Here is a 12028-nt window from a genome sequence, read left to right as displayed (position 1 = left end):
CCCCGGAATGACAGCTGCTATCTCGCGGTCTCATCCCCCGCGATGCGGCCGAGATAATCCGACTTGCTGAACTGCATGTGATCGACGCAGAGCTGCGCCAGCGCCCAGTTGTCGCGGCCTTTTAGCAGTTCAATCATGAATTCGTGCTGGCGTCGTGACAGCGCCAGCCCCTCTTTGTCGGCCAGATTCTTGGCGCGCATCGGCAGCGTCAGGTTCATGTAGTCCTGCAGCGAACGCACCAGATAGGGATTGCCGCAAGCGGAGAACAGCGCGACGTGAAAGGCGTCGTTGGCTTCATGAATGCCGCGCAGATCCTGGGCGTCAGCCCTGGCGCAGTACTGCCGCTGCAATTCGCTCAATTGCTCGATCAGGCTTGAGGGTGCGGGCAACGCGATCATCAGCGCCGCCTGCCGCGTCAGCATTTCCCGCACCTCGTAGATCTGCCGCACTTCCTCGGCCGAATAGAACCGCACGGTGGCGCCGATGTTCTTCTCGCGCAGCACGATGCCTTGGCGTTCAAGTTGAAACAGCCCCTGGCGCACGAAATGCCGGCTGGCGCGGTAGCGCGTCATCAGCGTGTCTTCGACCAGCCGCGAACCCGGCGCGAAGCGGCCGAAGATGATGTCCTCTTCCAGCCGGCGGATCACTTCCGCCTGCTCTTCCTCGCGCGTCAGCGCGGAAATCTCGGTCAATGCTTCTTGCGGCTTCATTGCAAAGCCTCCCAGCCTGACATCCGATAGCAATCCTCGACCAGCCGCAACGTCTCCAGATTATCCTGCGGCGCGGTCTCGAACGGCGTGTTGTCCCGTAGTGATTGCACGAAGTGCGCAATCGTCCGGTTATAGGACCCCTGATACTCGGTAGCGAGATCGTAGACCCTCTGCTGCGGCGTTACGCCCGAACAGATGAGTTGTGGCCCGTCTAGCTTGATGGCGCCCTTGTCGCCCAGAATTTCGAGCCGGTCGATCTGGGTGGCCGGATGCCCGTGCGCGGCAAAGCTCGCAAACACCGTGATGCCGGCGCCGTTGCCAGCCTGGAGCTGGATCACCGCGCCGTCTTCGCCGACCAGTTGCTCGCTCGAACGCGAAAGCGCAGCCGCCGTCACGCGCAGCGGCCCGAGCAGCATCCGCAGCGTATCGAGGTGGTGGATCAAGACCTCCGCGACCAGCATGCGCTTCTCGCGCCGCATGAAGGGCTGTCGCTCCAGGGCCGGACAAAGCCCGTCGGGTCCCGGCAGCACACCCGACGTGAGCAAGGTGAGTTGCGCCTGCTTGATGTTGCCGATACGGCCCTCGCGCAGCCAGGCCGCGGCGTCACGATAATATCCGCGAAAACGCCAGTTCTCGTGCACCATCAACCGCGTCAGGTCGCGGACCTCGGCAGCGAGGTCGGCCGCTAGCTGCAGGTTCGGCGCCAGCGGCTTCTGGCACAGCACCGGCAGGCGCTTAGCTGCCGCGAGCCGGACCAGCGGCGCGTGCATCTCGCGTGGCGCCGCGATGTCGATGGCGTCAAGATCGGTCTCCGCCAGCATCGCTTCGGCGCTGGCGTAGATTCTGGATATCTCGAATTCGGTCGCGCGGCGTGCGGCGTTTTCGGCCGAGGGATCGGCGACCGCAACAACGCGCGCCTGATCTGCTATACCGGCCCAGGCGATCAGATGATGGCGGCTCACCATGCCGGCGCCGATAAGGCCAATGTGCAACGGCTTGTTCATGGATGCTTGCTTCCGATCATCGTTGGAAGTCAGCACGCACGGGTATTATTGTCAATAATGCCACATGATTGGTGACGAAACAGCGTAGTTTTGGCGCCGAATATCAAATATTGACAATAATTTCTCAGGCTCCTTTAGTGCGAGTCTGCAGCAACAGGGAAGAACAAGATGGCTGATGACGGACTTCGCAAGGGACTGGCCAGTTATGGCGATGCTGGCTTCTCGCTGTTCCTGCGCAAGGCCTTCATCAAGGCGATGGGTTATTCCGACGACGCGCTCAATCGCCCGATCGTCGGCATCACCAATACCTACAGCGATTACAATCCCTGCCACGGCAATGTGCCGCAGATTATCGAAGCGGTGAAGCGCGGCGTGATGCTGACCGGCGCGATGCCGATGGTGTTCCCGACCATCTCGATCGCCGAAAGTTTTTCGCATCCGACTTCGATGTATCTGCGCAACCTGATGGCGATGGATACCGAGGAGATGATCCGCGCCCAGCCGATGGACGCCATTGTCGTGATCGGCGGTTGCGACAAGACCCTGCCGGCGCAAATTATGGCTGCGGTCAGTGCGGACCTTCCGACCGTCGTCATTCCCGTAGGGCCCATGGTGGTCGGGCATCACAAGGGCGAAGTGCTCGGCGCCTGCACCGATTGCCGGCGGCTATGGGGAAAATACCGCGCCGGTGAAATCGACGATGTCGAGATCGAAGCCGTCAACGGCCGCCTCGCGCCATCGGTCGGCACCTGCATGGTGATGGGCACGGCGTCCACAATGGCGTGCATCACCGAAGCGCTGGGCCTGTCGCTGCCGATGAGCGCCACCATTCCCGCGCCACACGCCGAACGCTTCCGTTCCGCGGAAGCGAGCGGCAAGGTCGCCGCCGCGATGGCCAAGGCGAAGGGGCCGCGGCCGAGCGAGTTTTTGACCGCGTCGTCGTTCCGGAATGCGCAAGTCGTGCTGCAGGCGATCGGCGGCTCGACCAACGGCCTCATTCATCTGACCGCGATTGCCAACCGCACCAAACATCGCATCGATCTCGAAGGTTTTGACAAGCTCGGCCGCGAAGTGCCTGTTCTGATCGACCTGAAGCCGTCGGGTGAGCATTACATGGAGCACTTCCATCATGCCGGCGGCCTGCCGAAGCTGATGGCGCAGCTCGGCGATCTCATCGATCTCGATGCAAAGACCATCACCGGTGCGACGCTGCGCGATGTCGTGGCTGACGCCGAAGAAGTGCCGGGGCAGGATGCGATCCGTCCCCGCAGCAATCCGATCAAGCCGGAAGGCGCGATGGCGGTGTTGCACGGCAACCTAGCGCCGCGCGGCGCCGTGATCAAGCATTCAGCGGCAAGCCCCAAGCTCTTGCAGCATACCGGCCGCGCCGTGGTGTTCGAGTCGGTCGAGGACATGACGCTGCGGGTCGACGATCCCGCACTCGACGTCAACGCCGACGACGTGCTGGTGCTGCGCAATGCCGGGCCGAAGGGCGCGCCGGGCATGCCGGAGGCGGGCTATCTGCCGATCCCGAAAAAGCTCGGACGCGCAGGCGTCAAGGACATGGTGCGGATATCGGACGCGCGCATGAGCGGGACGGCGTTCGGTACCATCGTGCTGCACATCACGCCGGAATCCGCCGTCGGCGGTCCGCTGGCGCTGGTGAGGAACGGCGACATGATCCGGCTCGACGTCGCCAAACGGAGCATCGATCTCCTGGTCGACGATGCCGAGCTCGAAAAACGCCGCGCCGCGCTGGCGCCGGCAACGACACCCGAATGGGCCAGGCGCGGCTACGCGCATCTGTTCAACGAAACCATCCTGCAGGCCGACGAAGGCTGCGATTTCGATTTCATGCGCGGCGAGGGGAAGGGCTAGGCTTCGATTGCCCCTCCTACTTCCCCTTGCTGGTGAACTTCTTCACCGCAACACGGAAATCTTCGGTGTGCATCGCGTCGATGATCTTCTGTTCCTCGGCATCAAGCTGCTGTTTGGTGGGGGTGACCGCGGCCTGGTAAACCAGCGACTTGGTGCCGCTGATCGCCGCTGGCGGGTTCTGCGCCAATCGCTCGGCGAATTTCTGCGTCGCCGCCTTCAGTTCTGCGGCCGGAACAACCCGGGCGACCAAACCCCAATCGTAGGCCTGCTGCGCCGTAAAACTGTCTTCGGCGAGAAATAGCTGCAGCGCGCGGCGGGTGCCGACGGTGCCGACCATGCCGACGGTGCTGCCGCCATCCGGCGACACGCCGATCTTGGCGTAGGCCGGCGTGAAGCGGGCGTCTTCAGCGGCGATGCAAAGATCAGTCACGAAGGCGAGGCCCATGCCGGCGCCCGCCGCCGAGCCGTGAACGCTCGACAGCACGATCTTCGGCATCCGCCGGATGGTTTCGATGAAGGCGTGATAGTGCTTCAAGAGTTCGCCGACCACGGGCGCAATGGTGTCTGCGGCTGCGGCAGCACCGATGGTCTGCAGATCGCCGCCGGCGCTGAAGGCGCGGCCTTCGCCCTGGATCACCAGCACTCTTATCGCGTCATTGCCCTCGACCTCGGCGCCAAGCTGTTCCAGCTTTTTCGCGATTGACAGGTCGATCGAGTTGAACGCCGCGGGCCGGTTCAGCGTGATGGTCGCAATCGGACCTTCGATCGTGAGCCGTGCCGGCTCATCGGATGGGGCAGCGGTATGATCTTGTGTCGTCATCGGAAAATCCTCCGGGCGGAACGGACGCCCGCATTTAAATCGCAGAAGCCCGGGGGAGACAATCCCGGACCCGGCCGCAGGATGCGGCCTTATCCGTGCTTCCGGGGCAGGGGTGCCCTTGCGCGTTGCCGAACCTTGAGGCCTAATGGGGGTGCCCATCGTTCGGGACGCGGACACGAGCGCCGCTCTCACGAGGCGAGCAAGCCAACATCAGCAGTGAGAGGAGACGACATGGGTAATTCCTGTGCGCCTGCAATTGGGTTGTCCCGATGACGCAAGGACCGGATTTGCAAGGGCCTGTCGTAATCGTCGGCGCCGGACATGCCGGCTTTCAGGTTGCGGCCTCGCTTCGCCAGCACGGCTTTGCCGAGCGCATTGTGCTCCTGAATGACGAAGGCCATCTGCCATACCAGCGGCCGCCGCTGTCCAAGGCCTATCTGAAGGGAACCGGGGGGCCTGATAGCCTGATGTTCCGGCCGGAAAAATTCTTTTCCGACCAGAAGATCGAGCTGATTTCCGACCGGGCGGTGTCGATCGACCGCGGGGCGCATAAATTGTTGCTCGCCTCCGGTTCCTTCCTCGACTACGGCCACCTCGTGCTGGCGACCGGCGCGCGCAATCGCCTGCTCGACATCCCCAACGCGAATCTGGAGGGCGTGCGCTATTTGCGCACCCTCGACGAAAGCGAGGCGTTGCGGCACCGGATCGGATCCGGCCAGCGCGTGGTCGTGATCGGGGCCGGCTTCATCGGACTGGAATTCGCCGCGACCGCCCGGGGCAAGGGCCTGGAAGTCGACGTGGTCGAACTCGGCACCCGCGTGATGGCGCGCGCGGTGACCGCTGAAATCTCCGAATTCTTCCAGTCGAGCCACACTGCGGCCGGCATTCGCATTCATCTCGGCGTGCAGGTCACGAGCATCGAAAGCGACGGCAGCAATGTCACCGGCGTCAGCCTCAGCGATGGCCGGCATATGCCTGCCGACCTCATCGTGGTCGGGGTTGGTGTCCTGCCGAATGTCGAACTGGCGGCCCAGGCCGGCCTGCCGGTAGCGGCCGGTATCATCGTCGACGAACATCTGTTGACGGCCGATCCGGATATCTCGGCGGTCGGCGATTGTGCACTCTATGCCAGCCCGCGCTTCGGCGGATCGCTGCGGCTCGAATCGGTGCAGAACGCCACCGACCACGCGCGCTGTGTCGCGGCGCGGCTCACCGGCGATGCCAAAGTCTATGACGGGCTGCCGTGGTTCTGGAGCGACCAGGGTCCCCACAAGCTTCAGATCGCGGGTTTGACGACGGGCTATGACCAGGTGGTGGTGCGCGGCGATCGCGGGCAGGGGGCGTTCTCCGCCTTCTGCTACAAGTCCGGGCAACTCGTCGGCATCGAATCCGTCAACCGCGCCGGGGATCATATGTTCGGACGGCGCCTGCTGGCCGCCAACGGCTCGATCGGGCCGGAGCAGGCGGCTGATAGCAGCTTCGATCTGAAGAGCGCGCTGACTTAAGTCGGACTGGCTTTCGCGCCGGTCCACTTGCATCGGCGGATCATTTCGGCAACGCTGCAGCAGGCCCGCCAGAGGCTTCGGTGAGTCAATCGGGGAGGGTAGCATGTCCATCTGGACACGCTGTCTGATGCTAAGCAATGCCGTCATCCTTGCCATGGTCATGGCCAGCCCGACCTCGGCCCAGACCAAGCTGCGATGGGCGCATGTCTACGAGATCACCGAGCCCTACCACACCGAAGCGCTGTGGGCGGCGGGCGAGATCAGGAAACGTAGCAACGGCAAATTCGATATCGAGGTGTTTCCGGCTTCCCGGCTCGGCAACGAGAATCAGCTCAATGAGGGGCTTGGGCTCGGCACCGTCGATATCGTCTATGTCGGCATCAACTTCGTCGCGGCAACCTACAAGCCGCTCGGCATCACCGGCGCGCCGTTCATGCTGCGCGATTTCGACCATTGGAAGGCCTATCGCGCCAGCAAGCTGTTTGCCGACCTTGCGAAGGACTATGAAGACAAGACCCGGCACAAGATCGTCGCGCTGACCTATTACGGGCAGCGTCATGTCACCGCCAACAAGCCGATCAGCAAGCCCGAGGACATGAAGGGCATGAAGCTGCGTGTGCCGCCGGCGCCGCTGGTCCTGATGTTCACCAGATCCGTCGGCGCCAACGCAACGCCGATCGCGTTCTCCGACGTCTATAATGCGCTCCGGCAAGGTCTGGTCGATGGTCAGGAGAATCCGCTGCCCACGATCATGGCCAAGAAATTCTACGAGGTGCAGAGTCACATCGTGCTGAGCGGCCACATCACGGAATCGATGGTGACGGTGATCGGCAGCCACGTCTGGAACAAGCTGAAGTCGGACGAGCAGAAGCTGTTTGCGGATACGATGAAGGAGGCCGCTGCGAAGGCGACGGAGGCGATCGAGGCTTCCGAACGGGTTTTGGCGACACAGCTCAAGAAGCTCGGCATGACCGTGGTCGAGCCGGATCGCGAGGCTTTCCGGCAAGCAGCGGTTCCGCTGCACAACGATGCCTCCGCCGGAGCCGGATGGACGCGGGCGCAATACGACGAATTGCAGTCGTTGAAGTGACGGCTGCGTTTCGCCGGCCCTGACGCGAACGTAGCGGAGAGGGGTCAGATGATGGCTGCCACTTCCGCCGCCGTCGGCATTGAGGGTGCTGCGCCCATCCGTTGCACGCAGATCGACGCGGCGGCATTGGCGTAAGTGAGCGCGTCCCGGATCGCGCGCCCGTCGGACAATTGTGCCGCCAGCGCGCCGACAAAGCAGTCCCCGGCGCCTGTCGTGTCGACGGCCTTGACCGCGCGGCCGGCGATGACAGACGCATCGCCGCCGCTCAGTGCGAGCACGCCGCGCTTGCCGAGGGTTACGCAGATCATCCGATCCGAGCTCGTGCGGAGCGACCGGGCCGCCTCGACGAAGCGCGCAGGCTCATCCGTGTCGCGAAGCTCAGTGCCGGTGAGAAACCCAAGCTCAGTCTCGTTGAGAACGAGGATGTCGACGAGATCGAGCAATTCCTGTCCGAACCTGGTCGCGGGCGCGGGGTTGAGGATCGTGGTCGCACCGGCAGCGCGGGCGCGCTCGAAGAATGCAGCGATCGTGGGCAGCGGGATTTCGAACTGGCTGACTGCGATGTTGCCCCTGGCGAGAACGGGCGTGCCGACATCCTCGGCACTCACAAGCGCATTGGCACCGGGCACGACGACGATGGTATTATCGGCATTGGCGATGGTGATGAGCGCCGTTCCGGTGTGGGCCTCGGCGGTGTCCTTGAGATGCGCGAGGTCAACGCCTTGCGCGGCGAGGAATGTCCGCAATTGCTGCCCGAAGGTATCCGTTCCCAGCCGGCCGATCAGCGTGGTTGATACCCCGAGCTTGGCGGCCGCCACAGCCTGGTTGGCGCCCTTGCCGCCGGGAAAATACAGCACCGCTTTGCCGGCGACGGTCTCGCCGACAAGCGGATGCCGGTCGGCGGTCGCCACCACATCCATGTTGATGCTGCCGGCGACGAAGACGCGCCCCATACTAGCTCCAATTCATCCGGTCACGGGCTGGCCGCAAACGCCATCTTGACCACTTCGATGTCCGTCAGCGTCGGCAATCCCGCCTCGTTGCCGAGCCGCTGGATCTTGAAGGTCGACGCGGCGCGCGCAAACTCGAAATGGTCGCGCCAGCTTTTGCCGGGGTTGCTCAAATATGAATAGACATAGGCGCCATGGAAGACGTCGCCGGCGCCGTTGGTGTCGATCACGCGCTCGCGCGGGATCGGCAGTGCGGGCAAGCTGCGAACCGAGCCGGTCTCGTCGTACCACAGCAAACCCTTTTCGCCGAGCGTGACGCCGCCGACCCGGCAGCCTCGGCTCTTGAGATAATCCAGCATTGTCTCCGGCGTCTTGTCCATCTGTTCGCACAGCCGCTCGGCGACGATGGCAACGTCGATGAATTCCAGGAGCTCATGGGTATTGCTGCGCAGGCCGCCGCCGTCGAGCGAGGTCAGGATGCCGGCTTCGCGACATAGTTTGGCGTAATGGATGGCCGCGTCCGGCTGGTGGCCGTCGATATGCAGCGCGCGGCATCCCTTGATATTGAGGATGGGGAAGGGATGGATGTGTTCGTCGTCGCGGCAACGCACGATGGCGCGCTTGCCGTCCTTTGGCATGATGAAGGACAGCGAGGAGGCGTTGACCTTGCGCGGATGGATCGAGATTCCGTATTTCGCGCTCATGTCCCAGAACATGCGGCCGAGCCAGTCGTTGGCGACCGTCGCAATCAGGTCCGGCACGATGCCGAGCTTGGCGCAGCAGAACGCCGCCGTGACGGCGTTGCCGCCAAACGACACCGCGTAGGCCGAGGCCACATGCTTTTCATCGCCGGTCGGCATGTGGTCGGTGATGAAGGTGACGTCGATATAGGTCTGTCCGATGAAGAGGGCCTGCATTCGTTTTCCGTCATTGTACTTCAGAGTCTTGGGCTGAAGGGTGGGTCCGGCCCGGCGCGCTACACTAGCACCGCTTGTCGGATGCATTCGCTGAAATTATTCGCAGCCGTGCCGTGTTTGCGGCTTGAGAAGGGCATGTCAGGGGATTAGGACCGTCCTTGAGGGATCGTCAGGATGCCGGGCCATAACGGCTGACCGCTGCCCGGGGTTCCGGACGGTGCGACAAAAGGGGGAGGGCTTTTGCCGTGATTACAGGTCTCGATCATGTGGTCGTTCTCACCGGCGATATTTCGGCGGGCGAGGCGGCCTATCAGACGCTGTTTGGGCGGACGCCGGCCTGGCGCAACAGTGGCGACGGCGCCGAGCGCGTGTTGTTCACGCTCGATAACGTGACGCTGGAATTGATGGCGCCGAGTGGCGACGGCGAGGCGGCGGAGCGCATTCGCGCCGTGCTCGCGGCGCAGGGTGAGGGGCTGGCGAGCCTTTGTTTTCGCACCAACGACATCACGAAATTGCATCGCAGGCTCGACCGGCTGACCCTGAAGCCGGAGCCGGTCGCCGAGGTCGAAAGCCGCGATGCGGTCACGGAGGCGACCTTGTCGTGGAAGCGCACCCGCGCCGCCACAGATGCGACGCGTGGCATCCGCATGTTCTTCCTCGAACTGGCAAAGGAGCGCCCGCTGTCGGTGCGAACCGGGCCGGCATCGATCACCGCGATGGATCATGTCGTGGTCTCGACGCCGGATCCCGAGCGGGCCGCCGCGCTCTATGGCGCGCGGCTCGGGCTCGACATGGCGCTCGACCGGTCGCATCCGGACTGGGGCCGGCTGATGTTCTTCCGCTGCGGCGATCTCATCGTCGAGGTGACGCACCGGCCGGGCAAGCCGGCGGACGGGGCGCAAGATAAACTCCAAGATAAACTCCGGGACAGGCTGCGGGGCCTGTGCTGGCGCGTCGCCGACATCGACGCCACCCATGCGCGGCTGACGGCTGCCGGCGTCGACGTCTCCGAAATCCGCACCGGCCGCAAGCCGGGGACGCGGGTGATGACCGTGCGCAACGGCACCTGCGGCGTGCCGACGCTGCTGGTGCAGCCTTCGGTGAAGCCGTAGGGTGAGCGGCCGTAGGGTGGGCAAAGGCGCGCTTGCGCCGTGCCCACCATCCGCTTCGGCAAGCAAGATGGTGGGCACGCTTCGCTTTGCCCACCCTACGTTCTCAAATCGCGCCGTGCGTGCTACAGCAGACATCATGTGTTCATCGAGCGATTGATTTGGCAAAGGCAAAACGTGTTCTGAAATGGCAGCGCGACCCCGAGGGCATGCGGATTCGCATTCTCGAGGCCGCCAAGCAGGAATTCGCCGCCCACGGCCTTGCCGGGGCGCGCGTCGACCGGATCGCGGCCAATGCCGGCGCCAACAAGCGCATGCTGTACTATCACATCGGCAACAAGGAGGACCTCTACCTCGAGGTGCTCGAAGGCGCCTATGAGCAGATCCGCGCCGAGGAGCGCGGGCTCGATCTCGAACATCTCGATCCGCCGGAAGCCATCGAACGGCTGATCGATTTCACCTGGAACTACTTCATCCGCAATCCGGAATTCCTGGCGCTGCTCAATACGGAAAACCTTGCCAAAGCGCGCCACCTCAAGCGCTCGACCAAGGTCAAATCGATGCACTCGCCGTTCGTCGAGATGATCCGCACGGTGGTCAATCGCGGCGTCGAAAGCGGCGACTTCCGCGTCGCGGTCGATCCGGTCCAGCTCTATATCTCGATCGCCGGTCTGTGCTTCTTCTATCTGTCGAACAGCGCGACGCTCAGCGTGATTTTCGGCCGCGACCTCATGAAGAAGGAGGCGCGGGACGAGCGCCTCGCCCACATGGTCGCGCTGGTGCTGGCGGCCCTGACGGGGAAATCCACTGCGGATTTCGGTAAGGTCAAGGCGGCGGGATTGCGGGCTCCGGCGCATCAGCCGGTTTGAACAACTCTTGCGTCGTCCCGGCGAACGCCGGGACCCATAATCCCGGTCATCTGTTGTTAAAGTAAGTCGTCGCTCAGCGTGCTCAACAACAACCGCTGCGGCGTATGGGTCCCGGATCGCGCTTCGCTTGTCCGGGACGACGTGGGTGGGGATGTTCATCAATTACCAGGGACGCGGATTCGCATTCTCGCGACGCATTGCGCCCGAGCTTTGCCAGAAATTCCTTGCCCCCGAAAATGAGGGCGCAGGGAAGACCGGGTGCGCGCTGCACCCGCGGTCCCGTGTGCGGTTTGCACTAAGTAGGCTGCACACGAGCATACAGGGCAGCGGAGAACACCCGGCCTTCCCTGCGCAATGGCTTTACGGCTTATGCCGTGCTCTCCCCGGAGACGAGTTCTTGGTTGACTCCGTCGCTGCCGGTTCAGCTCACGCTTCTCCGACAGCTTGACGCCGGCAACGGGCGCCAGGACCACACGGTTTTGCCGTACGCTTAATGCACGCCGTCGTCAGACGTGAACAAGCGTCCACCGCATCCCGCCGCGCGTTCGTGACGTGCGCACGCCCCTCTTGTCGGGCGGGACGCGACGATTCAAACCGCTGATTTGCCCGACGAGGGAAGCGGAATTTTGCCCGTCGGGTTAATTTGTCGCAGCGCGATCACTTACCCTCCCCTGGAGGGGGAGGGTCGGCTCGCATCGAGCGAAGCGACATGCGAGCCGGGGCGGGGTGACGGTCTCTCAGCTTAGACGCTGTTCGCGAGGAGAGACTGTCACCCCACCCCGCCGCTCATTTCATGAGCGTCGACCCACGAGCGAGCTACGCTCGTCTCGGACCCCTCCAGGGGAGGGTAAGAAAGAAGCTCATCCCTTCTGCAAGATCTCCGGGAACGGTGGTAAGACCTCGCAGTACGGATCGAACTTCCGTCATTTTTGACCGCCATGATAGGATCGGTAGTTTACACGAAGCGTGCCCTCGGAGGGCCGCGATCATTGATTTCAGATCGGCGGTTTTCGGTATGCGAATAAAAAGCGCCGCTGCACTGTTTGCCATCGGATTTTTGTCCGTCAGTTTTGGGCTGCCTGACGGCGCGAGATGCCAAACCTCGCTTGCCCCTCCGCTTTCGCTTGCCCGGCCAGCACCATCGCCAGACGTGGATGCGTCACCTCCGGCCGTCAT

The 12028-nt window shown here is 63.4% G+C and carries 10 protein-coding genes; 5 read left to right on the top strand and 5 right to left on the bottom strand.

Features of this window, described 5'->3' with window-relative positions:
- Nucleotides 1-17 precede the first annotated feature (17 nt).
- Together JQ597_RS14810 and JQ597_RS14805 are read right to left on the bottom strand one after the other, a co-directional pair.
- On the bottom strand, nucleotides 18-710 hold the full coding sequence (locus JQ597_RS14810; RefSeq protein WP_212265009.1) for a GntR family transcriptional regulator: 693 nt from the start codon (nucleotides 708-710) through the stop codon (nucleotides 18-20).
- On the bottom strand, nucleotides 707-1714 hold the full coding sequence (locus tag JQ597_RS14805) for a Gfo/Idh/MocA family protein (protein WP_212265008.1): 1008 nt from the start codon (nucleotides 1712-1714) through the stop codon (nucleotides 707-709). The genes JQ597_RS14810 and JQ597_RS14805 overlap by 4 nt, the downstream gene beginning before the upstream one ends.
- Nucleotides 1715-1882: 168 nt before the next feature.
- Between JQ597_RS14805 and JQ597_RS14800 the strand changes: the two genes are divergently transcribed.
- Entirely contained in the window at nucleotides 1883-3592 is a 1710-nt protein-coding gene (locus JQ597_RS14800) for an IlvD/Edd family dehydratase (RefSeq protein ID WP_212265007.1), read from the top strand.
- Between the two features lie 16 nt (nucleotides 3593-3608).
- Here the strand turns inward: JQ597_RS14800 and JQ597_RS14795 are convergent, their stop codons facing one another.
- Nucleotides 3609-4412, bottom strand: a complete 804-nt coding sequence (locus tag JQ597_RS14795) for an enoyl-CoA hydratase/isomerase family protein (protein ID WP_212265006.1) — start codon at nucleotides 4410-4412, stop codon at nucleotides 3609-3611.
- A 269-nt stretch (nucleotides 4413-4681) separates the two neighbouring features.
- Between JQ597_RS14795 and JQ597_RS14790 the strand changes: the two genes are divergently transcribed.
- Together JQ597_RS14790 and JQ597_RS14785 are read left to right on the top strand one after the other, a co-directional pair.
- The gene (locus JQ597_RS14790; RefSeq protein WP_212265005.1) at nucleotides 4682-5917 is read left to right on the top strand and encodes an NAD(P)/FAD-dependent oxidoreductase; all 1236 of its coding nucleotides are present in this window, start codon (nucleotides 4682-4684) and stop codon (nucleotides 5915-5917) included.
- A 103-nt stretch (nucleotides 5918-6020) separates the two neighbouring features.
- Complete coding sequence (locus tag JQ597_RS14785; RefSeq protein WP_212265004.1) at nucleotides 6021-7007, top strand: sialic acid TRAP transporter substrate-binding protein SiaP; 987 nt, start codon at nucleotides 6021-6023, stop codon at nucleotides 7005-7007.
- 44 nt (nucleotides 7008-7051) lie between these two features.
- Here the strand turns inward: JQ597_RS14785 and rbsK are convergent, their stop codons facing one another.
- Both rbsK and JQ597_RS14775 read right to left on the bottom strand, forming a co-directional pair.
- Nucleotides 7052-7960: a ribokinase gene (rbsK, locus tag JQ597_RS14780; RefSeq protein ID WP_212265003.1), complete on the bottom strand. Its 909-nt coding sequence runs from the start codon at nucleotides 7958-7960 to the stop codon at nucleotides 7052-7054.
- 20 nt (nucleotides 7961-7980) lie between these two features.
- Nucleotides 7981-8874 carry a sugar kinase gene (locus JQ597_RS14775; protein ID WP_192734774.1) on the bottom strand — a complete coding sequence of 298 codons (894 nt, stop codon included), beginning with the start codon at nucleotides 8872-8874 and terminating at the stop codon, nucleotides 7981-7983.
- Between the two features lie 245 nt (nucleotides 8875-9119).
- Here JQ597_RS14775 and JQ597_RS14770 point away from each other — a divergent pair, with 245 nt between their 5' ends.
- Together JQ597_RS14770 and JQ597_RS14765 are read left to right on the top strand one after the other, a co-directional pair.
- Complete coding sequence (locus JQ597_RS14770) at nucleotides 9120-9986, top strand: VOC family protein (RefSeq protein WP_212265002.1); 867 nt, start codon at nucleotides 9120-9122, stop codon at nucleotides 9984-9986.
- Between the two features lie 158 nt (nucleotides 9987-10144).
- A complete protein-coding gene (locus JQ597_RS14765) occupies nucleotides 10145-10852 on the top strand; it encodes a TetR/AcrR family transcriptional regulator (RefSeq protein WP_212265001.1) in 708 nt (235 codons plus the stop codon).
- Nucleotides 10853-12028 lie beyond the last annotated feature (1176 nt).

Origin of the sequence: Bradyrhizobium sp. AUGA SZCCT0177 (assembly GCF_018130125.1) — a bacterium.
Lineage (GTDB): Bacteria > Pseudomonadota > Alphaproteobacteria > Rhizobiales > Xanthobacteraceae > Bradyrhizobium.
Note: the sequence above shows the minus strand (reverse complement) of the source record. Positions and strands in the feature narration are given on the sequence as shown.